At 73.2% G+C, this 20393-nt stretch carries 22 protein-coding genes; 11 read left to right on the top strand and 11 right to left on the bottom strand.

Annotation, left to right across the window (positions count from 1 at the left end):
* Nucleotides 1-3 precede the first annotated feature (3 nt).
* Nucleotides 4-588 carry a TetR/AcrR family transcriptional regulator gene (locus OM076_RS14845; RefSeq protein ID WP_270040781.1) on the top strand — a complete coding sequence of 195 codons (585 nt, stop codon included), beginning with the start codon at nucleotides 4-6 and terminating at the stop codon, nucleotides 586-588.
* On the opposite strand, the gene OM076_RS14840 is transcribed toward OM076_RS14845, so the two are convergent.
* Nucleotides 585-722 (bottom strand): hypothetical protein, encoded by a 138-nt coding sequence (locus tag OM076_RS14840; RefSeq protein ID WP_270040780.1) that lies wholly within the window; start codon nucleotides 720-722, stop codon nucleotides 585-587. The genes OM076_RS14845 and OM076_RS14840 overlap by 4 nt on opposite strands.
* A 57-nt stretch (nucleotides 723-779) precedes the next feature.
* On the opposite strand from OM076_RS14840, the gene OM076_RS14835 reads away from it, so the two are divergent.
* Nucleotides 780-1973: a threonine/serine exporter family protein gene (locus tag OM076_RS14835; protein ID WP_270040779.1), complete on the top strand. Its 1194-nt coding sequence runs from the start codon at nucleotides 780-782 to the stop codon at nucleotides 1971-1973.
* Here the strand turns inward: OM076_RS14835 and OM076_RS14830 are convergent, their stop codons facing one another.
* From OM076_RS14830 to OM076_RS14820, 3 genes are read right to left on the bottom strand one after another with little or no spacing between them, the layout of a single operon-like run.
* Nucleotides 1974-3017, bottom strand: a complete 1044-nt coding sequence (locus tag OM076_RS14830; protein WP_270040778.1) for a hypothetical protein — start codon at nucleotides 3015-3017, stop codon at nucleotides 1974-1976. It abuts the gene before it with no gap.
* 25 nt (nucleotides 3018-3042) lie between these two features.
* Nucleotides 3043-3816, bottom strand: coding sequence for an SDR family oxidoreductase (locus tag OM076_RS14825; RefSeq protein WP_270040777.1), 774 nt, complete (start codon nucleotides 3814-3816; stop codon nucleotides 3043-3045).
* Between the two features lie 39 nt (nucleotides 3817-3855).
* Nucleotides 3856-4263: an SDR family NAD(P)-dependent oxidoreductase gene (locus OM076_RS14820; protein WP_270040776.1), complete on the bottom strand. Its 408-nt coding sequence runs from the start codon at nucleotides 4261-4263 to the stop codon at nucleotides 3856-3858.
* Here OM076_RS14820 and OM076_RS14815 point away from each other — a divergent pair.
* Nucleotides 4262-5032 (top strand): VOC family protein, encoded by a 771-nt coding sequence (locus OM076_RS14815; RefSeq protein WP_270040775.1) that lies wholly within the window; start codon nucleotides 4262-4264, stop codon nucleotides 5030-5032. The two genes, OM076_RS14820 and OM076_RS14815, sit on opposite strands and share 2 nt — an antisense overlap.
* Here the strand turns inward: OM076_RS14815 and OM076_RS14810 are convergent.
* Complete coding sequence (locus tag OM076_RS14810) at nucleotides 4962-5930, bottom strand: AraC family transcriptional regulator (protein ID WP_270040774.1); 969 nt, start codon at nucleotides 5928-5930, stop codon at nucleotides 4962-4964. The two genes, OM076_RS14815 and OM076_RS14810, sit on opposite strands and share 71 nt — an antisense overlap.
* 76 nt (nucleotides 5931-6006) lie before the next feature.
* Between OM076_RS14810 and OM076_RS14805 the strand changes: the two genes are divergently transcribed.
* The 5 genes from OM076_RS14805 to OM076_RS14785 all read left to right on the top strand — a co-directional run bounded on the left by OM076_RS14805 (nucleotide 6007) and on the right by OM076_RS14785 (nucleotide 10462).
* Nucleotides 6007-6870, top strand: a complete 864-nt coding sequence (locus OM076_RS14805) for an NmrA family NAD(P)-binding protein (protein ID WP_270040773.1) — start codon at nucleotides 6007-6009, stop codon at nucleotides 6868-6870.
* 76 nt (nucleotides 6871-6946) lie between these two features.
* On the top strand, nucleotides 6947-7447 hold the full coding sequence (locus OM076_RS14800; protein WP_270040772.1) for an OsmC family protein: 501 nt from the start codon (nucleotides 6947-6949) through the stop codon (nucleotides 7445-7447).
* A 17-nt stretch (nucleotides 7448-7464) separates the two neighbouring features.
* Nucleotides 7465-8418: an S-methyl-5-thioribose-1-phosphate isomerase gene (gene mtnA / locus OM076_RS14795; RefSeq protein WP_272598018.1), complete on the top strand. Its 954-nt coding sequence runs from the start codon at nucleotides 7465-7467 to the stop codon at nucleotides 8416-8418.
* Nucleotides 8415-9428, top strand: a complete 1014-nt coding sequence (locus OM076_RS14790) for an alcohol dehydrogenase catalytic domain-containing protein (protein WP_270040770.1) — start codon at nucleotides 8415-8417, stop codon at nucleotides 9426-9428. Before mtnA ends, OM076_RS14790 begins: the two co-directional genes overlap by 4 nt.
* Complete coding sequence (locus tag OM076_RS14785) at nucleotides 9425-10462, top strand: alcohol dehydrogenase catalytic domain-containing protein (RefSeq protein WP_270040769.1); 1038 nt, start codon at nucleotides 9425-9427, stop codon at nucleotides 10460-10462. The genes OM076_RS14790 and OM076_RS14785 overlap by 4 nt, the downstream gene beginning before the upstream one ends.
* Here the strand turns inward: OM076_RS14785 and OM076_RS14780 are convergent.
* Nucleotides 10440-10808 (bottom strand): cupin domain-containing protein, encoded by a 369-nt coding sequence (locus OM076_RS14780; protein ID WP_270040768.1) that lies wholly within the window; start codon nucleotides 10806-10808, stop codon nucleotides 10440-10442. The two genes, OM076_RS14785 and OM076_RS14780, sit on opposite strands and share 23 nt — an antisense overlap.
* A gap of 290 nt (nucleotides 10809-11098) precedes the next feature.
* A complete protein-coding gene (locus OM076_RS14775) occupies nucleotides 11099-11461 on the bottom strand; it encodes a VOC family protein (protein ID WP_270040767.1) in 363 nt (120 codons plus the stop codon).
* 86 nt (nucleotides 11462-11547) lie between these two features.
* Between OM076_RS14775 and OM076_RS14770 the strand changes: the two genes are divergently transcribed.
* Nucleotides 11548-14355 (top strand): WD40/YVTN/BNR-like repeat-containing protein, encoded by a 2808-nt coding sequence (locus OM076_RS14770; protein WP_270040766.1) that lies wholly within the window; start codon nucleotides 11548-11550, stop codon nucleotides 14353-14355.
* Here OM076_RS14770 and OM076_RS14765 read toward each other — a convergent pair.
* Genes OM076_RS14765 through OM076_RS14750 form a run of 4 tightly spaced genes read right to left on the bottom strand, consistent with a single transcriptional unit; the run spans nucleotide 14330 to nucleotide 17903 of the window.
* Nucleotides 14330-14902: an ATP-binding cassette domain-containing protein gene (locus tag OM076_RS14765; protein WP_270040765.1), complete on the bottom strand. Its 573-nt coding sequence runs from the start codon at nucleotides 14900-14902 to the stop codon at nucleotides 14330-14332. The two genes, OM076_RS14770 and OM076_RS14765, sit on opposite strands and share 26 nt — an antisense overlap.
* A 43-nt stretch (nucleotides 14903-14945) precedes the next feature.
* Nucleotides 14946-16382: an ATP-binding cassette domain-containing protein gene (locus OM076_RS14760; protein WP_270040764.1), complete on the bottom strand. Its 1437-nt coding sequence runs from the start codon at nucleotides 16380-16382 to the stop codon at nucleotides 14946-14948.
* Complete coding sequence (locus OM076_RS14755; RefSeq protein WP_270040763.1) at nucleotides 16379-17275, bottom strand: branched-chain amino acid ABC transporter permease; 897 nt, start codon at nucleotides 17273-17275, stop codon at nucleotides 16379-16381. Before OM076_RS14755 ends, OM076_RS14760 begins: the two co-directional genes overlap by 4 nt.
* A gap of 1 nt (nucleotide 17276) precedes the next feature.
* Nucleotides 17277-17903 (bottom strand): hypothetical protein, encoded by a 627-nt coding sequence (locus OM076_RS14750; protein WP_270040762.1) that lies wholly within the window; start codon nucleotides 17901-17903, stop codon nucleotides 17277-17279.
* A gap of 117 nt (nucleotides 17904-18020) precedes the next feature.
* Here OM076_RS14750 and OM076_RS14745 point away from each other — a divergent pair, with 117 nt between their 5' ends.
* Together OM076_RS14745 and OM076_RS14740 are read left to right on the top strand one after the other, a co-directional pair.
* On the top strand, nucleotides 18021-19160 hold the full coding sequence (locus OM076_RS14745; protein ID WP_270040761.1) for an ABC transporter substrate-binding protein: 1140 nt from the start codon (nucleotides 18021-18023) through the stop codon (nucleotides 19158-19160).
* 19 nt (nucleotides 19161-19179) lie between these two features.
* A partial coding sequence (locus OM076_RS14740) for a hypothetical protein (RefSeq protein ID WP_270040760.1) occupies nucleotides 19180-20393 on the top strand: 1214 nt, incomplete at its 3' end.

Raw genomic sequence — 20393 nt, 5'->3', positions numbered from 1 at the left:
ATCATGGCCCGCCCGCGCGAATTCGACGAGGAAGCGGTGGTGCGCGCAGCCCGCGAGCGCTTCTGGGACGCCGGCTATGCCGCCACCTCGATGACCGACCTCTCCGAGGCCACGGGCGTGGGCAAGACGAGCCTCTACGGCGCGTTCGGCGACAAGCACGCGCTCTTCATGCGGATCTTCGACGAGTACTCGACGGGCGCGGTGAAGAGCGCGGAGGCCGAGCTCGACGGGTCCGACGCGGGCGCCTTCGAGCGTATCCGCGCCTACCTGCTGGCCAACGCGAGCGGCTCGGCCGGCAACCCGCGCGGGTGCCTGCTCGCGCGCGGGACGTCCGAGCTGGCCAACGCGGACCCGGAGGTCGCCGCCCGGGCCAAATGCGCCTACGAGGGCCTGAGCGCGGTGTTCGCGCGCGCGGTCGAGGGCGCTCAGCGGGCGGGGGACCTCGACCCGTCCACCGATCCGCGCGCCGTCGGCGACCTCATCCTCGCGGTGCACCGCGGCACCGAGGCGCTCGGCCGCGGCGGTGCGGAGGAGCCGGCGCTGCGGACGCTGGTCGAGACCTTCCTGGCCTCGCTGCGATCGCGCTAGACGACGGCGCCGAAGAAGCAGGCGGCGGCCATCAGGCCGCCGACGGCGGCCAGCTCGCCGCCCAGGGCGAGCCCCGCGGCCAGGAAGACGCCGGCGAAGACCATCTTCACGGTGCGTGCGAGCGCGTTCATCATCGCCCCGAATGGTCGGCCGGCCGTCGCTGAACTTGACGCGATTGGGAGACTGCCGCGATGCCGAAAGCCCACGTGCGGCGCTGTCTGCTCCTGCTCGGCGCCGCCGGGCTCGCGAGCGGGCGGCCGGTCGACGAGGTCGAGTCCGAGCTGCGACGCATGGGGCGGGCGCTCGGCGAGGCCGGCGTGCAGTGCGCCGCGACGCCGACCGGGCTGTTCGTCTCGCTGGGCCCGGATGAGGCCGCGGGCTTCCACGCGGTCGGGGCGCCGCTGCGGTTCGATCAATCCTCGGGGGTCTCACGGATCGTCGACGCGGTGCTCGCGGGCGGCTGCGACCCCGACGACGCGATCGAGCGTCTCGATGCCGTCCTCGCCGCGGCGCCGCTGGTGCCGCGCTGGGCGGCCGCGGCGGGCTTGATCCCGGTCTCGGCGGGGATCGGGCTGATCCTCCAGCCGGCGCCGGAGAACCTGCTCGCCGCGGTGCTCTGCAGCGTGCTCGTCGCGGTGCTGATCGAGGTCGCGACCCGCTCGCGGCTGGCGCTGACGCTGCTCCCGGTCGTCGCGGCGTTCACCGTCGGCTGCGCGATCTTCCTCGCCGCGCGCGCCGACCTCCTCGACGGGCCGCTGCGCACCCTGCTCGCTCCGCTCGCGGTGCTGCTGCCGGGCGCGCTGATCGTCACCGGCATGTCCGAGCTCGCCGCGGGCGCGATGGTGGCGGGCACGTCGCGGCTGGTCTTCGGCACCGTGCAGCTGTTGCTGTTCTCCGCCGGGGTGTTGGCCGCGGCGCGGGTCGTCGGCGTGCCGGCGGGGGAGCTGGCGAATGTGCGCGTCGAGGAGCTGGGCAACTGGGCGGCGTGGGTGGGGCTCGTGCTGCTCGGCGTCGGGGTGTGCCTGAACCTCAGCGCGCCGAGCGCGGTCCTGCCCTACATCCTCGCGCTGCTCGCGCTCACGTTCCTGGCGCAGTCCGCTGGACAGGAGGCCTATGGTGCGCCGTTCGGCGGCTTCGCGGGCGGGTTGACCGCGGCGCTCGGCGCGGCCGTCATCCGCTGGCGCGGCGGGCCGCCCACGCTCGTCGTCTTCCTCCCGTCGTTCTGGCTGCTCGTCCCCGGCAGCCTCGGCCTGATCGGCACGACGCAGCTCGCCACCGAGACCGGCGACGGCTTCGCGACGGCCTCGGGCGCGATCGCGGTCATCGTCACCATCGCCCTCGGGGTGCTCGTCGGCTCGGCGCTCGGCCGTGCTCTCAGCCGTTGATCACGGGTTCTGGATGTGGATGTGGTTGTCGTTGTCCGGGAAGACGTAGATCTTGTAGCCCTTGCCGTTGAGCTCGGTGATCGCGGCCTTCAGCGTCGCGCTCTTGAGGCGGTCGATCGCCTGGCCGCTGGTCTTCGCGTCGACCCACTTGCCGTCGGCGTACGTCGCCGTGTAGCGCGTCCCGACCCACTTCTGCAGCGACGCCTCGGTGATCGCCGCCGGCGTCCCGCCTTCGCCCGCCGCCGCCACCGCGGCCTTCTTGCGCTCGTCGAGCCACTCGTCCTTGGGGAAGAACTGGCCCTGGAACGGGAGGCCGATCCCGTAGGACCCGGCGGGCAGCGCGCGCAGCGCCTCCTCGACCTGCACCGGCCCATTGGTGCCGGTCCAGTCGAGCTTGTTGATGTCGATCGCGCGGCCGTCGTGCGGCGAGGCGCCGCGGATGAAGCTGCCGACGCCGATCGTCTCCTTCGCCTTGGTCTTGTCGCCCGTCCACTTGGTGGCCTTGGCCGAGACGAGCGCGCGGATGGTCTTCAGCGCGCCGAGGATCTCGGCCTTGGACGGGTCGGTCGAGCCGACCTTCTCGCCCGCGGCGAGCTTCTCCATCTGCGCCTTGGAGTCCTTGCCCGTCCACAGCACGAAGCCGTGGGTGACGCCGTCGACGATCCACTGCGCGTACTCCGCGTTGGTCGTGGGCGCCTTGGCCATCCAGTCGGCGACCGGGTCGGCCTCGAGCTGCGGCGCCGCGGCCTGATCGGCCTGGTCGGCGAGCTCCGGCACGGCGTCGAAGGTCGAGTCCTCCTGCGGACCGAGCAGCGCGAGCAGGCCCGAGGCGTCACCGCCCTCGTGGGGCTCGGTGTCCAGCTCGCCCGGCGCCGGTCCGGCGGTCGCCTCGGCCGGCTGGCGAGTGAGGAACGCGGCCACGGCGTGGTTGCCCGCGGTCTGCTGCAGGCGGGTGATCACGGCGGCCGGAGGCGCCACGGCCGTGGCGGGCGCCTCGTCCTCGCGTTCGGGTTGGCGTTCGCGTTCGGCGGTTCGGCGTCGCATCTGCACCGAACATACCGCCGCCGGATCAGTGCGTGGGAATCAGTCCGCCGTCGATGACGATGTCCGCGCCGGTCACGTTTCCGGCGCGCCCGCTCGCCAGCAGGACGACGAGATCCGCGACCTCGGCCGGCTGCGTGAAGCGCCCCGTGGGCGACTGGCGGGCCGCGCCCGCGGCGACGTCGGACGCGTCACCGCCGACCGCCTTGGCCACCGACTCCGCGACGCCCCCGCCGCCCAGCCAGAGGTCCGTGGCGACCGGGCCGGGAGAGACCGTGTTGACGCGGATCCCCAGCGGCGCGACCTCTTTGGCGAGCGACTTGCTGAAACTCGCGACGGCGGCCTTGGCCGTGCAGTAGTCGATCACCAGCGGGTCGGCCAGCGTCGCGTTGACCGAGTTGATCGAGACGATCGTGCCACCGCCACGCGCCTCCAGCAGGTCCAGCGCGGCGCGGGTGACACGGACCGCGGAGAGGAAGTCGAGGGTCAGCGTCGCGAGCCATTCGTCGTCGGTGACCGAGCGGAACCCGCCCGTGCGCGGCGTGACCGCGCCGACGTTGTTGACCAGCACGTCCAGCCCGCCGCCGAAGGCCTCGCCGGCGGCGGCGATCAGCTCGATCGCGCCCTCGGCGGTGGAAAGGTCGACCGGCACCGCGTGCACACCCTCCGGCAGCGCCCCGAAGTGGCGCGCACCGGCGATCACGCTCACGCCCTCGGCGACGAGCGCCTCGACGATCGCCAGCCCGATCCCCTTGCTCGCCCCGGTGACGACCGCCTGCTTGCCCGCCAGTTCCATGTCCATGCCCCGCAGCCTCGCAAAGCGCGACGCCGTGAGCATCCGTCAAACGACGTTGGTCGCCTCCGGATCGATTCCCAGTGCCGCCCGCCCGCCGTCGACCGGGACCACCGCGCCGTTGACGAACGACGCCGCGGGGGAGAGCAGATGCGCCGCGACCAGCGCGACGAGCGCTTCCGACGGCACCTCGTGGAGCGCCGCGTCGCGGAACACCGCCGCGTTGTTCACCCACCCGCTCAGCGTCGCGCCGCCCTCGCTCGCCAGTGCGACCGCCCGTTCGAGGACGGCGTCGTCGGACGCGTCACCCACCACGTCCCCGCCCGCGAGATCGACGACCACCACCCGGCCCTCCGCCCGCAGGCGCTCCGCGATCGCGCGGCCGACCCCGCGTGTTCCGCCGGTGACCACGAACGACCGCACCATCTCGCCGCCGAGCGTAACGTGCCGACCCATGAGCGAGCGACACGAGTACCCCGCCGGCGTTCCCTGCTGGGTCGACGTTCTCGTCCCGGATCCCGACGCCGTTCTCACGTTCTACGGCGACCTGTTCGGCTGGGACTTCACCGACCCCGGACCCAACGGCTACCGCGTCGCCCGCGTCATGGGCCGCGATGTGGCCGGCCTCGGCGTCGCGCAGGCGCTGCCGTCGTGGAACACCTACATCCGTGTCGAGAGCGTCGACGCCGCCGCGGAGCGCGCGGCGGAGGACGGAGCCACGGTGCTGGTCGAGCCGATGGACGCGCTGCCCGCGGGCCGGCTCGCGGTGATCGTCGACCCCACCGGGGCGGCCTTCGCGATCTGGGAGGCGCGCGAGCGCGAGGGCGCGGAGCTGGTCAACGAGGCGGGGACGTGGACGATGAGCTCGCTCCACACCCCCGATCCCGCCGCCGCGAGCGCGTTCTACGGCGCGCTGTTCGGCTGGGAGTCCGAGCCGCGGGGCTCGATGACGCTGCTGCGCCTCGAGGGCTACATCGGCGGCCGCGCGAAGCAGCCCGTCCCGCGTGACGTGGTCGCCGTGATGGCCCCGCCCGCCCCCGACATCCCACCGCACTGGAACGTGAACTTCCAGATCTCCGACGCCGACCTCACCGCCGAGCTGACCGCGAGCCTCGGCGGCGCCGTCATCGAAGGCCCGTTCGACACGCCGGGCTTCAGGAACGCCGTGCTGGCCGATCCGCAAGGAGCGGTGTTCTCGGTGAGTCAGCTGGTCTTCGCGCGCTGACCCGCCAGCGTCCCGGCGCCACGCCGTGGTGGCGCTTGAACGCGGCGGCGAAGGAGAACTCCGACGCGTAGCCGAGCGCGTCGGCGACTCCGGCGATCCCGTCGTCGGAGTCGCGCAGCCGCTCGCGTGCGAGCGCCATCCGCCAGCCGGTCAGGTACGCGAGCGGTGCGACGCCGAGCAGCGCGCTGAAGCGGCGGGCGAACGCGGCGCGCGAGAGCGTCGCCTCGGCCGCCAGGTCCTCGACCGTCCAGCGGCGCGACGGGTCTGCGTGCAGGGCCCGTAGCGCCGGGCCGATCTGCGGGTCGGCGGAGGCGCGAAACCACGCCGGCGCGGCCTCGCCCACCGCGCCGAAGTGCTCGCGCAGCACCTGCACGAGCGCGACGTCGAGCAGCCGGTCGAGCAGCGTCTGCTGCCCGGGATCGTCCTGGTCCATCTCGCGTGCCAGCAGGTCCATCGTCGCCCGCAGCGCGCTTCCGGCGCCCGGGCGCAGGCGCAGCGTGTCCGGCAGCAGCGAGAGCAGCCGCTCGCAGATGTCGCCCTCGAAGACGTAGGCGCCGCAGAAGAACTCGGACGTCTCGCCGCCCGCGCCCGACGCGAACCGTCGCGGCGAGCCCGCCACCCGCGCCTGCGCCATGTACTCCGTCAGCGGGATGCAGCGGCGGTGCGGCTCGCTCGCGAGCGAGTGATCGAGCCCGCCGCGCACCAGCACGATGTCGCCCGGCAGCAGTTGCAGCGTCTCGTCCTCGGTCCACAGGAACAGCTCGCCCTCGACGATCGTGTGCACCGCCAGGCCCGGTACACCGTCGAAGAAGAGCCCCCACGGGCCGCGGATCTGCGAATGCGAGAACGCGGCGCCACGCGCCCGCGAGCGCTCCAGCATGTCGGTGAGTACGTCCACGACGCAAGACGATGGCATATGTGAACGCGCGATTCCAGCATGGAAATGCACACCTGCGCACGCTGAACTGCTCTCCATGACCAAGATCCTGCTTCTGGGCGGCACGGGCAAGACCGCGCGCCGCATCGCTCCCCGCCTGCGCGCCGCCGGCGCCGCCGTCCGGACCGCAGCCCGCAGCGGCGCGGACGTCCACTTCGACTGGGACGACGTCTCGACCCACGACCCGGCGCTCGCGGACGTGCACGCGCTCTACCTCGTGCCGCCGGCGCTGCGGCTGGACGCCGCACCGGCGGTCAAGGCGTTTCTCGACCGCGCCCAGGGCGCCGGCGTCAGCCACGTCACATTCCTCTCGGCGCGCGGCGTCGAGCTCGCGCCCGAGGAGATGATGCTGCGTGCGATCGAGAAGGACCTCGAAGGGCGGTCGGACTTGACGTACAGCATCCTTCGCCCCGGCTGGTTCATGCAGGACTTCGACGAGTACTTCTTCCAGCCGGCGATCGCGGCCGACGGGCTGCTCATCGCACCCACCGGCGATGGGGCGGAGGCGTTCGTCCACGCCGACGACATCGCCGACGTCGCCACCGCGACCCTGCTGGACCCCGCCGGCCACCACCGCGGCGAGTACGCGCTGACCGGCCCGGGCGCGCTCACCTTCGCGCAGGTCGCCGAGAAGATCTCCGTGGCCGCGGGCAAGCCGGTCGCCCACGTCGACCCGCCCGTCGCCGACTGGATCGAGTCGGCGATCGCGGGCGGCATCCCGGCCGACTACGGACAGATCCTCGGCTGGCTCTTCGACGCCATCCGGGCCAGCACCAACGCGGCGAGCACCGACGACGTCGAGCGCGTCACCGGTCACGCCCCGCGCAGCTTCGACGACTACCTGGCCGACCCGGCGACGGTGTCGGCATGGATCGCCCCGAGTGCGGTGGGCGCTGCGTAGGTGTACGGTACGCGTTAAATCCGACTGACTTTCATGTCATTCGGGTCTTCGCCCACTCGCAGGAGGTCAACGCGCCATGTCGATCACCGCCGCCATCTCGGCCAACGAAGAGGCCATCGGGGGCGACGCCGGCCGCGCCCGCGTCGTCTTCAAGACCGAGGGCTCGCTCGCCGGGCCGACGCACGTGAAGCTCGTCAGCCGCGACCACGCGCTCGAGGTCGACGAGCCCGACGTGCTGGGCGGCACCGACCAGTTCGCCAACCCGGTCGAGTACGCGCTGGCCTCGCTCGCCTCCTGCCAGGCGATCACGTACCGCTTCTGGGCCGCGAAGCTCGGCATCGCCCTTGACGGCCTCGAGGTGGCCGCCGAGGGCGACCTCGACCTCCACGGCTTCTTCGGGCTCGACTCAGCCATCCGGCCGGGCTTCACGGGCATCCGGCTCGACGTCACGCCGATCGGACCGGAGAGCGCCGAGCGCTACCGCGAACTGGCCGATGCCGTCGATGCGCACTGCCCGGTGCTCGACCTGTTCGTCAACGCCACGCCGGTCGAACGGCGGCTTGCCGTGACCGCGTAGCCGGCGGGTGCGCGAGGATGGTCACCGTGCGACCCGCGGTGGCCTGGACCGGCGAAGCGATCGAGATCATCGATCAGACGCTCCTGCCCACCGAGGAGCGGGTGATCCGGCTGCGCACGGTGGACGACGTCGTCGACGCGATCCAGCGCCTCGCGGTGCGGGGCGCGCCGGCGATCGGCGTCGCCGGCGCGCTCGGGGTGCTCTTGACGGGCGGCGACCGTGCGGCGGCCGAGCGGATCGCCGCTGCCCGCCCGACCGCCGTGAACCTGCGCTGGGCGGTCGAGCGGGTGCTGGCGTCCGAGGACTGGACCGCCGAGGCGCTCGCGATCCTGGCCGAGGACGTCGAGGCGTGCCGGGCGATCGGCGCGCACGGCCGTGCCGAGCTGGCGGGCGCGTCGCGGATCCTGACCGTCTGCAACGCGGGGCGGCTGGCGACGGCGGGCATCGGCACCGCGCTGGCCGTCGTCTACGCCAAGGCCGAGGCGGGTGAGCGGGTCGAGGTCTTCGCGTGCGAGACCCGCCCGCTGCTGCAGGGCGCGCGGCTGACGGCGTGGGAGCTGGCCGACGCCGGCATCCCGGTCACGGTCCTGCCGGACGGCGCGGCCCCGGCGCTCCTCGCCCGCGGCGCGATCGACGCCGTGATCGTCGGCTGCGACCGCGTCGCGGCCAACGGTGACGTGGCGAACAAGATCGGCACCTACGCGCTGGCGATCGCCGCCCACCACCACGGCGTGCCGTTCTACGTCGCCGGCCCGCGTTCCACGCTCGACGCCGCGACGCCGACCGGAGCGGAGATCGAGATCGAGCAGCGCGACGGGGGAGAGGTCCGTGCCATCGCCGGCCTCGACGTCACGACCGCCGTCTGGAACCCTGCCTTCGACGTGACCCCGGCTGCGCTCATCACCGGCCTGATCACCGACGCGGGCGTGCTCCGCGCGCCGTTCGGACCCGCGATCGCGGGAGTGCTTTGAGGGCGGCGGTCTACCTCGCCGGCGGCGAGGTGCGGATCGAGGAGCGCCCGGTGCCGCGTCCGGGGCCGGGCGAGGTGCTCGTCGCGATGCGCGCGTGCGGGATCTGCGGCTCGGATCTCATGGAGTGGTACGTCGCGCAGAAGGCCCCGGCCGTGCTGGGCCACGAACCGGCGGGCGTGGTCGTCGAGGCGGGTGCGGAGCTGGACGCGCCGCTGCCCGCGCCGGGCACGCGGGTGTTCGTCCACCACCACGTCCCGTGCGGCGAGTGCGAGTACTGCGCGCGCGGCCACGAGACGCTGTGCGCGCAGTTCAAGGCGACGCGGATCGAGCCGGGCGGCTTCTCGGAGCTGATCCTCGTGCCCGCGTTGAACGCGGCTTTGGACTTGCTGGCGCTGCCCGACGCGGTGAGCGACGAGGCGGCGACCGTGATCGAGCCGCTCGCCTGCTGCGTCCGCGCGCTCGACCGCGCGCGGGTCGACGCGACGACCCGCCTGCTGGTCATCGGCGGCGGCCAGATGGGCCTGCTGCTCGCGCAGGCGGCGCTCGCGCGGGGCGCAGAGGTGACGGTGGCGGAGCCGCTGCCCGCGCGCCGCGCGCTCGCCGCCTCGCTCGGCGCCCGCGCGGTGACGCCCGAGGAGGTCGCGGCTGCGCCGCCCGTCGCCGCGGCCGCCCCACCCACCGTCGTGATCCTCGCCACCGGCGCGCCCGCGGCCTGGGATCTCGCTCTCTCCGCCGCCGACAAGGGCGCGGTCATCCAGTGCTTCGCCCCGGCCAAGCCCGGTCAGCAGGCCGCGTTCGATATCAACGCGCTCTTCTTCAAGGAGCTCGAGTTCCAGGCCAGCTACTCCGCGGGCCCGCGCGACACCCGCGCCGCGCTCGCGCTGCTCGCCTCGGGCGCGGTGCGCGCCGAGCCGCTGATCACGCATCGCTTCGCGCTCGAGGACACGGCCGCCGCGCTCGCGATGGCCCGCAGCCGCGAGGGCATCAAGGTGATCGTGACCGCGTCGTGAGGGCGGCCGTGCTCCACGGCCCCGGGGATCTGCGGATCGAGGACGTCGCCGAGCCGGTCGCCGGGCCCGGCGAGATCGTGCTCGCGATCGGGGCGGCGACCTCCTGCGCGACCGACGTCAAGAGCGTCAAGCGCGGGCACCCGTCGATCGCCGGCTATCCCGCCCGGCTCGGGCACGAGTTCGCGGGCACGGTGGAGTCGGTCGGCGAGGGTGTGACCACGGTCGCGGCCGGTGACGTCGTCTTCTGCGCCAACTCCGCGCCGTGCGGCGTCTGCCACCAGTGCGTGCGCGGGCGCGAGAGCCTGTGCGAGGACCTGCTGTATCTGCTCGGCGGGTTCGCCGAGAAGCTGCTGATCCCGGAGCGGGTGGTCGCGAAGAACCTCCATCGACTCCCCGCCGGCGTGCCGCTCGCGCTGGCCCCGCTGGCCGAGCCGCTCGCCTGTGCCGTGCACGCGCTCGACGCGGTCGACCTCCGCGCCGGCGACCCGGTGGCGATCCTCGGCGGCGGCTCGCTCGGGCTGATGCTCGCCGCCCTCGTCGCCTCTGCGGGCGGCGCGCCGATCGTGCTCGACCCGCACCCCGAGCGGCTCGCGCAGGCGACGAGGTTCGGGGCGGCGGAGACGATCCTCGCGACCCGCGCCAGCGCGGACGCGCAACGGGTGCGCGGGCTGACCGCCGGCCGCGGCGCGGAGCTCGTGGTCGAGGCGGTCGGGCGACCCGAAAGCTGGGAGCTCGCGGTCGCGATGGCGGCTCCCGGCGGGACCGTCAATCTGTTCGGCGGGTGCGCTCGCGACAGCACCTTCACCGTGCCGACGGCACGCGTGCACTACGAGGAGGTGACCCTGCTCGGCACCTACCACCACGCGCCCCGCTACCTCGCGCACGCGCTGGAGGTACTCGCCGCGGCCGAGCACCCGTGGCACGAGCTCCTCGGCCCCGAGATCACCCTCGACGAGCTGCCCGCCGCGCTCGCGGGCCGCCTGCACGATCCCGTGCCCGCGAAGTACTCCGTCAGTACGCGAACGGCGCCGTGAGCGGGTTCGCCAGCAGCGCGTCCCACTCGGCGTCGTCGAGCGGCTGCGGGCGGTCGCGTTCGCCCTCGACGGTGCAGAGGAACCCGAACGGCTCCTCGCCCGCGTTGACCCACCGGTGCGGCGCGAACGGCGGCGTCTCGACCAGATCGAGCGGGTCCAGGTCGACGACCTGATCGCCGATCAAGGCGCGTCCGCGGCCCCGGGCCGCGAACACGACGTGGACGTGCGCGTGCTTCTCCAGCGAAGAGAACCCGCCCGGCGCGATCTCGAAGTAGCGCACCTCGAACGACACGCCCGCCTCGGGCGCCCGCACCAGCGTGTGCCGCGACAGCCCTCGCCACGCCATGCCGCGAGCGGTGCCCGGATCGTCCTTGTACGCGCGAGCGTCGACGCCCTCCCAGCGGAAGGCGGTGGGATCGAAAGCGGCCCTGCGGATGTCGCGAGCGTACCGGACTGTCCGCGGGATGACGTTCTGGCGCGTCCGAATGCGTCGACCGTTTGAACGCGGTCGATCCGAGGGATAGAGGCTCTGCGCCCGCGAGCCGAAAGCCCGTTTCCGCCTACTGCGAACGGCGACCCCGAACGAGCTGACCCCTCGTCCTGACCGACCGGCTCAGCGGGCGCACCACTTTCGAGCTACGGCCAGGGCGGGTGGGGCGGTTTCGACATGACCTCGACGCGGTGGCCGGCCGGATCCAGGACGAACGTCCGCGGGGCGTTCCAGGCGTTTGAGCCCGGGCGCAGCTCGAACCCGTTGTCCGACAGGCGCGCCAGCGTGGCGTCGTAGTCGTCCGCCAGCACGGCGACGTGGCCCTCGTGCGCGACGACCGGCGCGTCGACCGGGACGAGGTGGATCTGCGTGCCCGCGCGCTCGACCCACGTGAAGCGATCGCGCAGCATGGGCGGCGGCTCCATCTCGCTGAAGCCGAGCAGCTCCCAGAAGGCGACGCAATCACGGATCTGTGCCTGCCTGACCTCGAGCGTGACGTGTTGCAGCATCGCCGGGACGTTACCTCGGCCCGATTTCTCATCCGGGTTCGCGATCATAAAGCGGACGTACAGGTCCAGTCTGGAGGGACTCGCAAATGCGGACCAAGAAACGGTCCAAGGTCAAGCTGACCGCGGCAATACTCGGCGCGCTCGTGCTCCTCAACGCGGTGGTGATGCTCGCGCTCACGCGCTCCACGAGCTCGCTGCCGTCGAAGAGCTCCGTCGCCGGCCTCGTCGTCCCGCCGGAGGTCGAGTCGATCGCCGCCGGCCAGACCGATCCGGACGAGTACCTGGACCTCAAGCAGAGCTCGGCCAGCCCGGTCACCGAGGGGCAGGTCAAGCAGGCGCAGGCGCAGGCGGCCGACGTCCCGGCCGCGGCCGGCGGGATCGCGTGGCAGCAGCTCGGGCCGTACAACGTGGGCGGGCGCGTGGTCGACGTCCAGGCCGACAAGCTGGCGGCCAACGGCGTCTACGCGGCCGTCTCGGGCGGCGGCGTCTGGCACAGTGCCGACGCCGGCGTGAACTGGAACCCCGTCTGGCCCAACGACCAGACCCAGACGATGGGCGCGCTGGCCCAGGACGCGAACGGCACGCTGTGGGCGGGGACGGGTGAGGCCAACCCGCCCGGCGGCGGCCTGACCTACTTCGGCGACGGCGTCTACAAGTCCACCGACCAGGGCGCGCACTGGACCAACGTCGGCCTGCGCGAGAGCGCGTCGATCGGGCGGATCGCCATCGACCCCTCCAACCCCGACAAGGTGTTCGCGGCGGCCGCGGGCAACGTCTCGCGCTCGGCCGCGCAGCGCGGCCTCTATCGCACGGAAGACGGCGGCAAGAGCTGGCAGCTCGTCCTCGCCCCGACCACGCCGACGACCGGCGCGATCGACGTGGCGATCAATCCCACGAACCCGCAGATCGTCTACGCGGCGCTGTGGGATCACACGCGCAACAACGGCGCGCGCGTCTACGGCGGCGTCGGCTCCGGCCTCTTCCGCAGCAAGGACGGCGGCGACACGTGGGAGCGCCTGCAGAACATCGTCGACCCGCTGCCGGCGTATGACACCGCGCAGAGCGGGCTCAAGCAGGACGCGAGCCTGGGCCGGATCGGCGTGACGATCGCGCCGAGCGACCCGAACCGCGTCTACGTGGTCACGGGCTCCCCGTACGGCCCGGACAAGGGCTTCTACTACTCCGACGACGGCGGCGACAGCTTCCACGTCGGCGGGCGCGCCTACCAGACCTCGAGCGGCTACCAGTGGTGGTTCGGGCGCCTGTGGGTCGATCCGCTCGACAAGAACCACCTCTTCAACGCGGACGTGAACCTCCGCACGTCGACCAACGGCGGCCAGACCTGGACCGCGGTCAGCGGCCCGCACTCCGACCAGCACGCGATGGACTGGGACCCGCATCAGCCCGGCCGCGTCTACCTCGGCAACGACGGCGGCATGTACCGCTCCGACACCAACGGCGTGGGCGCCGGCACGTGGATCAAGGCGTCCAACCAGCCGTGGAACCAGTCGTACCACCTCGCCGTGTCCCAGCAGGATTCGCAGCGGCTCGCGACCGGCCTGCAGGACAACGGCTCGGTTCGCTCCTGGACCGCGGCGGCGCCCTCGCCGACCGACCCGGCGCTGACGAACTGGAACTCCTACGGCGGCGGCGACGGGCACTGGAACGTCATCGATCCCGTCGACCAGAGCTACTACTACGAGTGCTTCCAGCCGTCGCCGCCGCGTCATTCCTGCGGTGGGTTCCACGACACGGCCACCGGCACGACGAACCTGACGATCTCCAACAACGGCTGGCCGGCCAACCAGCGCTGGACGACCGACACGCCGATCGTCGTCGACCCCAACAACGACGCTGTGATCTACCTCGGCGGGACGGTCCTCGGCCGCTCGGCCAACCGCGGCGGCGCGTTCACGATGATCTCGCCCGCCGATGACGCGAACTCGCTGCCCGGCCCGGTGCCGGCCGACGAGAACGACCTCGGCCCGTTCTACGCCAACGAGTACGCGACGATCACCTCGATCGCGCCGGCGAAGTCGGCGACGACGGTGCCGTATGCGCAGACGCTCTACGTGGGCACGGACACCGGCCGCGTGTGGAAGACGACCGATGCGGGCGCGCACTGGACGCGGCTGACGGGCGTGCCGGAGCGCTGGGTGAACGCGATCGTCGTCGATCCCGCCGACGAGAATCACGTCTACGCGGCGTTCTCGGGCTACCGCGAAGGCTCGGACGCGGCGAACGTCTACGAGAGCCACGATGGTGGCGCGACGTGGGCGAACATCTCGCAGAACCTGCCCAACGGGCCGGTCGAGATGATCACCTACGACGCCGCCCACGACGTGCTCTACGCGGCCACCGACGTCGGCGTGTTCGACCGCAAGGACGGCGATTCGGCCTGGTACAAGATCAGCGTCGGGCTGCCGAACGTGCCCGTGCTCGACGTCAAGCTGAGCGGGGACGGGAAGTACGTCTTCGCGGCGACGTTCGGACGCAGTGTGTGGAAGCTGCCGCTGTCCGTCGATGCCACCGACGGCGGCGGAACCGGCGGGTCCGTGCCGGCGACGCTGGCGCTGACCGTGGGCGGGTCGGCCTCCTTCGGCGCGTTCCAGCCGGGCGTGGAGAAGGACTACACGGCCTCCACGACCGCGAACGTGATCTCCTCGGCGGGCGACGCGACGCTCAGCGTGTCCGATCCCGGCCACCTGACGAACGGCACCTTCGCGCTGCCGTCGCCGCTCTCGGTGGACCTGTCGAAGTCGACCTGGGACGCGCCGGTCTCCAACGACCCGGTGACCGTCACGTTCAAGCAGCACATCGGCGCCACCGACCCGCTGCGGACGGGCAACTACAGCAAGACGCTGACGTTCACGCTCTCGACGACGAACCCGTGATGTAGCCGACGCCCAGGCGCTCGTCCGCGAGCGCCTGGGCTTTCGGTCGGTCGAGCACGATCGCGTCGTTCTCGACGAGGACGATCCGGTCGGCGCGGCGGGCGAGGGCGAGCTGTTCGTCGGCGATCAGCACCGTGAGCCCCGCCAGGGCCTCGGCGACCGCGTTGACGGCGGGCGGGGCGAGCCCGGCCGAGGGATCCTCGAGGATCAGCAACTCGGGCGCGCCCATCAGTGCGCGGGCGATCACGAGCAGCTGCTGCTCGCCGCCGGAGAGCGTGCCCGCGAGTTGCTGCGCGCGCTCGGCGAGGCGGGGGAACCGCGCGTGGACGGTCGCGAGACGTTCCGCCACGAGGCGCTTGTCGCTTCGGTCCCGGTACGCGCCGACCGCGAGGTTCTCGGCCACGGTGAGGGAGCCGAAGACGGGCCGGCCCGCGGCGACATGCCCGAGCCGCCCGGCGAACTCCGAGGCGACCCGCTCGGCGACCCGCGCGGGCCCGCCGTCGTGCCCGACGACGGCGACGATCGTGCCGGGAGCCACCGCGATCACGCCGTCACCCCGATCGGGCGGGTCGGTCCGGCCGCACCGCGCGTCACGCCGCCGCCCCCAGGTAGACGCGCTGCACCGTCTCGTCGGCGATCACCGCGTCCGGGGCGCCATGCGCGATCGCGACGCCGTCATCCAGCACCGTGACGACGTCGGCGGTCGCCGCCACCAGCCGCAGATCGTGCTCGACGACCAGCACGGCGCGGCCGGCTTGCGCGAGTGCGCGCAGGACCGCGATCAGGGACTCGCGCTCCGCGGCCGACATGCCCGCCGCCGGCTCGTCGAACGCGAGCACGGGAGCTTCGGTCGCCGCCGCGCGCGCCACCGCGAGCAGGCGCCGCTCGCCGGTGGTCAGCGCTGCCGGCGCGCTGTTCGCCCGCTCGAGGAGACCGACGAGCGCGAGGTAGGTGGAGGGGTCGTCGGAGACGAGCGCGAGCTGCTGCAGCGGCGTGAGCGCGGGAAAGCCCGCGTCGCGCTGGAAGGTTCGCGTCAGGTGCAGCGCGTTGAGCGCGGTCGTCTTGCCGCTGCCGTTGGGGCCGATCAGCGCGTGGATCTCACCCGCGCGCACGTCGAGGTCGAGCCCGCGCAGGATCTCCCGGCCGCCGAGCGTCACGTGCAGGTCGCGGGCGTGCAGCTCGCCGCTCGTCGCCGGCAACTCGCCCGGCGGCTTCAGCTCATCCGCGCCCGCCGCGACGCGCGGCCGACCGCGCACCGCCACCGCGGCCAGCAGCAGGACCGCCGTGAGCCAGTCCGCGACGTGGGGGAGAGCGACGATCACCGCGACGCCGAGCAGCGGGCTGCGGGTCGCGGCCAGCGCCGCGGCGAACAGCTGCAGCGCGAGCAGCGGGGAGACGTCAGCGGGCGCCGCGACCCCGAGCAGCACCGAGGCTCCGGCTCCCGCGGCGGCCGCCGCGCCTCCGGCGAGCGCCAGCGTCTCCACCCGCCGGGAGGGGATCCGCAGGGATGCGGCGAGCGCATGATCGTCGCGCGCCGCGGTCGCCTCCATCCCTGCTCGCGACCGCGTCACCCACACCGAGAACGCGTAGACGAGCACGCACAGGACGGCCGCGAAGACCAGGTGGAGCCGGGGCGTGAGCGTGAAGGTGACCCCGATCGGCGTCTCGACCGTGTCCAGCGCGGGGCGCGTGAGTCCCTGCCCACCGCCGGAGAGCGACGGGAACCCGAGCAGCACCGTGTACGCCAGCCACGCCAGCGCCCACGTCGTCAGCGCGACGAACGGCGGCGCCGCCCGCGCGACGAGCGCGCCGGTCGCCGCTCCGGCGACCGCCCCGGCGACGATCGCCGCCAGCACGGCACCGCCGATCGGCAGCCCCGCGCGCTCCAACTGCAGCGCGCCGACGCCGCCGATCGCCGCGAACGCGCTCGCGGCGAGGACCGGCAGGCCCGCCAGCCGCACGGCGGGGACGAGCCCGAAGACCGCGACGAGCAGGTAGAGGTCGCGGGCGGCCTCGCTCACGCTCATCTCGCCAGCAGCCCTCGCGGCCGCGTCGCCGCCAGCACCGCCAGGAGCGCCAAGACGATGGTGTCGGCCCACCGAGCGCCCAGCGACGACGACGCGAGGATGAAGCCCTCGAGCACGCCGAGCACCAGCCCGCCCGCCAGCGCCAGGCGCAGCGAGCCGAGCCGGCCGAGCAGCGCGGCGGTCATCCCCTTCAGGCCGAGCAGGACGCCGTCCTGGAGGCCGATCGGCGCCTGCGGCGCGATCAGGAGCCCCGCGAACCCGGCCAGCGCGCCCGCCAGCAGGAACGCGATGATCACGACCCGCTCGGTCGGAACGCCCAGCAGCGCGGCGGCGCGGGCGTCGTCGGCGACCGCCCGCATCACGGCACCGGCGCCGGTCGTGGCCAGCGCCCGCTCCACCGCCACACCCACCAGCAGCCCCAGCGCCAGGACCTCCAGCGCCCGCACCGGCACCGTCACGCCGCCGCCGAGGCCGATCGAGCCGGGCGAGCCGAGCGGGTCGGGCAGCGCGTAGGCCTGCTGCGCGAACGGCATTCCCACCAGCTCGCGCACGAGCAGGCCGGCGGCCAAGCTGCTCGCCACCCACCCGAGGACGTCGCCGCGGAACGGCCGGATCGCGACCGCGTACACCGTCGCGGAGAGCGCGGCGCCCGCTACCACGGCGACGACCGCGAGCAGGATCACCGAGCCGAATCCGAGCGGCGCGGCGACCGGCATCGTCCCGATCACCGCGAGCACCGCAACGAACACGGCGCCGATGAGCACGTCGCCGTGGGCGAACGCCAGCACGCCGGTCAGGCGCTGAACCAGCGTGAACCCGAGCGCGATCAGGCCGTAGGCGGCGCCCGTGGCCAGTCCGGTCACGAGCGCCTGGACCGCGACCGGCCCGCTCAAATCACTGAACCGTGTACCGGATCCGCAGCTTGCCCTTGCACAGCGGGACGACCTGGACGTCGACCGTGTGCTTGGCGCCCTTCAGGTGCGCCTCGGCCTCGGAGCCTTCCTCCTGGTCGGTGCTCAGCGACGCGAAGCCCCAGTTCTGGACCAGTTCGTTCTGGACGTCGTCGCGGCGGGAGGCGAGCTCCTCCGGCGTGCCGTCGAGCACGGCGTAGAAGCGCTCGGTCTTGCCGAACGGCCCTTCGGACTTGTACAGGTGGGCGTAGCTGAGCGGGCCGATGTCGGACGGCATCTTCTCCTTCGGATTGCCGGTGAGGTCGTCGCCGACCTCGTCGCAGTCCTTGTCCGCGGCGCCCTCGGACTCCTGCTCCTCGCGCTCGCGCTCGGCCTCGGAGTCGCCGTCGCCGCCGGCGTCCGCATCTTTGCCTTCGCTCTCCTCGCTCTGCGCGTCGGCGTCGGCGTCGGCGTCTGCGTCTGGCGTCTCCGTCGCGGCCTCGGTCGCCGCTTCGGTCGCGGCCGGTGTGGATTTCGCGGTGGTCTCGGTGTCGTCGCCGCCGCAGGCGGCGACGGCGAGAGCAAGAACGGAGAACAGCAAAGCGGCCAGCGTGGCCGGTCGAACACTCATGAGAACCCCTCCAGGACCCAAGGTTTCTCGCCATGATGACGGACGATGATCAAAGCGGGATTGGTAGTCCTCATACTCCTCATCGGGCTGAGCGGATGCGGGGGAGACGGTGACACGGTGCCCGTCGTCGTCAGCGCGCCGGTTTCAACCGAGCCGTGGATCGCCAAATCGATCGAGCGTGGCGCGCGATTGGCCGTCGACGAGATCAACGCGGACGGCGGCGTCGGGCTCAAGGCGGGCAAGAAGAAGCTCAAGCTCGTCGTGCTCGACAACGGCTCCTCGCCCGCGACCGCGCTCGCCAACGCCCGCGAGGCGGTCGACAAGCACGCGGCCGCGCTGCTCACGGATGGGACCGGAGCGGTGAGCGTCGCCTCGGTCACCGACCCGGCGAAGCTGCCGGTGTTCGTGCTCTTCGAGGGCGGGACCGACCTGATCAACCCGCAGGCGCACCCGTCGCTGTTCCGGCTCGCGCCCGCCGACGCGATCATGACCCGCCGGCTCGCCGACTACATCGCCAACGCCCGGCCGAAGGTCGCGATGCTGACCGACGACTCGGGCTACGGCGAGCAGGGACGCGCCGCGTTGCGGGACGCGTTCGGGGTGGACGAGGTGCAAGTCGTCTCCGACCAGGTGATCCCGCACCGCGCGACGGATCTCGCCCCGCAGATCCTCGCCGCCCGCCGCGCGGGCGCCGACAAGCTGATCGTGTGGGCGAGCGCCGCCGACGTCGCCGCGGTGCTGCAGGCGATACACGTCGCGGGCTGGAACGTGCCGGTGATCTCCGGCCAGACCGGCGAGGACCCGCTGGTCCGCCAGCGGCTGGTGGCGCATCCCGACTGGCTGGCGTCACTGCGCTTCGTCTCCTCCCGGATCACGGCCGAGATGGGGCCGAAGCCGTTCAACGCGTTCCGCGCGCGCTACGAGAAGGCGCTGGGGGTGGACAAGGTCGGCGTCAAGCAGGACGGCCGCGACGTGATCCAGCCGCCCGACTGGGCGATGTACCCGTACGACGCGCTGATGCTCGTCCGTGAGGCGATCTCGGAGGCCGGCGTGCTGGGGGCGCCGATGCTGCAGACGATCAACGACGGTGCGCGGATCACCGGCGCCAACGGCGACCAGCGCAGCTACAACGCGCAGTATCACGAGGGCGTCTCGCCGCAGGACATGTACTTCGCCCAGTTCAAGGGCTTCACGTTCGTTCCCGTGACCGACGATCCGCTGTCGGGATCACTCCCTGTTGTCAACCAGCTCGGGTGAGCTGGCGTATGGTCAGGGCATGAAGGAGCAGGCGCCGGCAGTCGAGACCGTGGAGGCCGCCCCGGTCGTCGCGCCAGGCGTCGCTCCGGCGGGGGCAGTGGGCGGCGGCGTGTCCCAGGTCCTGCGGTTGCAGGCGACCGCGGGGAACGTCGCGGTCAGCCGCGCCTTGGCGGCGAGACGGGCGCTGGCGCGCCAGCAGGCACCGCCGCCGGCGCGGACCGCACAGCAGATCGCCGACCTCGACGAGGACATCACGCAGGCGATCGCGGAGAAGGAGACCGGCCGCACCGCGGTCGAGTCGGCGATGCGGACGAGCGCCGGCGTGCGCGCCAGCTACGCGTCCCAGGTCCAGGCCACCGCGGGGTGGACGATCTCCGCGCTCCAGGCGCTCGACGACACCCGCCTGGCCGCCTTCGGGCTGACCCGTGCCGAGCTTCGCGACGCCAACGCGCGGGCCGTGGCGGCGGGCGCGGTGTGGGACGCGGCGATGGCGACCGCGGTCGGGTCGGACGCGGCCGCGTTCATGACCGCGCACGCCACGCAGATCGGCGCCGCCGGGCTGCTGCGGGCGGACATCGACCGCATGTTCCTGTTCCGCGACCTGCGGGCGGATCTGGAGAACCGGCTCACGACCGAGGTGCCGCCGCGCACGACCGCGCTGACGGCGATGGCGCCGGCGGACGTGTGGGCGCTCGCCACGGCCCGCGAGCGCAGCCGCGTGGGCGCGCCGCGGGTGGGGCAGATGACCGACGCGCGGCGCAACGCGCTCGCGCCGATCATCGCGCGCCGCGAGGCGGTCGACGCCGTCGCCGCGGGCACGCCCGCCACGACCCTGGGCATCCCGGCGGGGACGATCAACGCCTACCGGCCCGTGGGCGGCGGCTCCAACTACGCGGAGGACAAGGTCGCGTGGATGCGCGTCGCGGTCGGCCGCCAGCCTCCCGGCGGGACGGTCGGCGCGCGCCTGGAGACCGCGGCGACCGCCGACGGCGGCCTCCAACTCGGCCGCGCCCGGATCGCCCGCATCAACGAGCAGTTCCTCGCCGCCAACCCCGCGGCGACGGACGACCAGGTCTGCGACAACGCCGCCCGCCAGCACAACCCGGGCAACCCGAAGCTCGCGACGGTCCGCGGGCACTTCCACACGTTCCACGCGGCTCGCGCCGCGGCGGCCGCCGCAGCGGGCGGGGCCGCGCCGGCGCCGGCCGGGGCCGCCCCCGCCGGAGCCGCTCC

This window comes from Solirubrobacter ginsenosidimutans, from assembly GCF_027587205.1.
The sequence above is the reverse complement of the archived record's forward strand: the minus strand, read 5'-3'. Positions and strand labels throughout refer to the sequence as shown.

Excerpts from the sequence above, each read along its gene's own strand:
- OM076_RS14830 (WP_270040778.1), bottom strand. The coding sequence starts at position 3,017 with ATGCGACGCCGAACCGCCGAACGCGAACGCCAACCCGAACGCGAGGAC.
- OM076_RS14820 (WP_270040776.1), bottom strand. The coding sequence starts at position 4,263 with ATGGGTCGGCACGTTACGCTCGGCGGCGAGATGGTGCGGTCGTTCGTG.
- OM076_RS14800 (WP_270040772.1), top strand. The coding sequence starts at position 6,947 with ATGTCGATCACCGCCGCCATCTCGGCCAACGAAGAGGCCATCGGGGGC.
- OM076_RS14805 (WP_270040773.1), top strand. The coding sequence starts at position 6,007 with ATGACCAAGATCCTGCTTCTGGGCGGCACGGGCAAGACCGCGCGCCGC.
- OM076_RS14775 (WP_270040767.1), bottom strand. The coding sequence starts at position 11,461 with ATGCTGCAACACGTCACGCTCGAGGTCAGGCAGGCACAGATCCGTGAT.
- OM076_RS14770 (WP_270040766.1), top strand. The coding sequence starts at position 11,548 with ATGCGGACCAAGAAACGGTCCAAGGTCAAGCTGACCGCGGCAATACTC.
- mtnA (WP_272598018.1), top strand. The coding sequence starts at position 7,465 with ATGGTCACCGTGCGACCCGCGGTGGCCTGGACCGGCGAAGCGATCGAG.
- OM076_RS14760 (WP_270040764.1), bottom strand. The coding sequence starts at position 16,382 with ATGAGCGTGAGCGAGGCCGCCCGCGACCTCTACCTGCTCGTCGCGGTC.
- OM076_RS14750 (WP_270040762.1), bottom strand. The coding sequence starts at position 17,903 with ATGAGTGTTCGACCGGCCACGCTGGCCGCTTTGCTGTTCTCCGTTCTT.
- OM076_RS14845 (WP_270040781.1), top strand. The coding sequence starts at position 4 with ATGGCCCGCCCGCGCGAATTCGACGAGGAAGCGGTGGTGCGCGCAGCC.
- OM076_RS14815 (WP_270040775.1), top strand. The coding sequence starts at position 4,262 with ATGAGCGAGCGACACGAGTACCCCGCCGGCGTTCCCTGCTGGGTCGAC.
- OM076_RS14835 (WP_270040779.1), top strand. The coding sequence starts at position 780 with ATGCCGAAAGCCCACGTGCGGCGCTGTCTGCTCCTGCTCGGCGCCGCC.
- OM076_RS14840 (WP_270040780.1), bottom strand. The coding sequence starts at position 722 with ATGATGAACGCGCTCGCACGCACCGTGAAGATGGTCTTCGCCGGCGTC.
- OM076_RS14780 (WP_270040768.1), bottom strand. The coding sequence starts at position 10,808 with ATGGCGTGGCGAGGGCTGTCGCGGCACACGCTGGTGCGGGCGCCCGAG.
- OM076_RS14825 (WP_270040777.1), bottom strand. The coding sequence starts at position 3,816 with ATGGACATGGAACTGGCGGGCAAGCAGGCGGTCGTCACCGGGGCGAGC.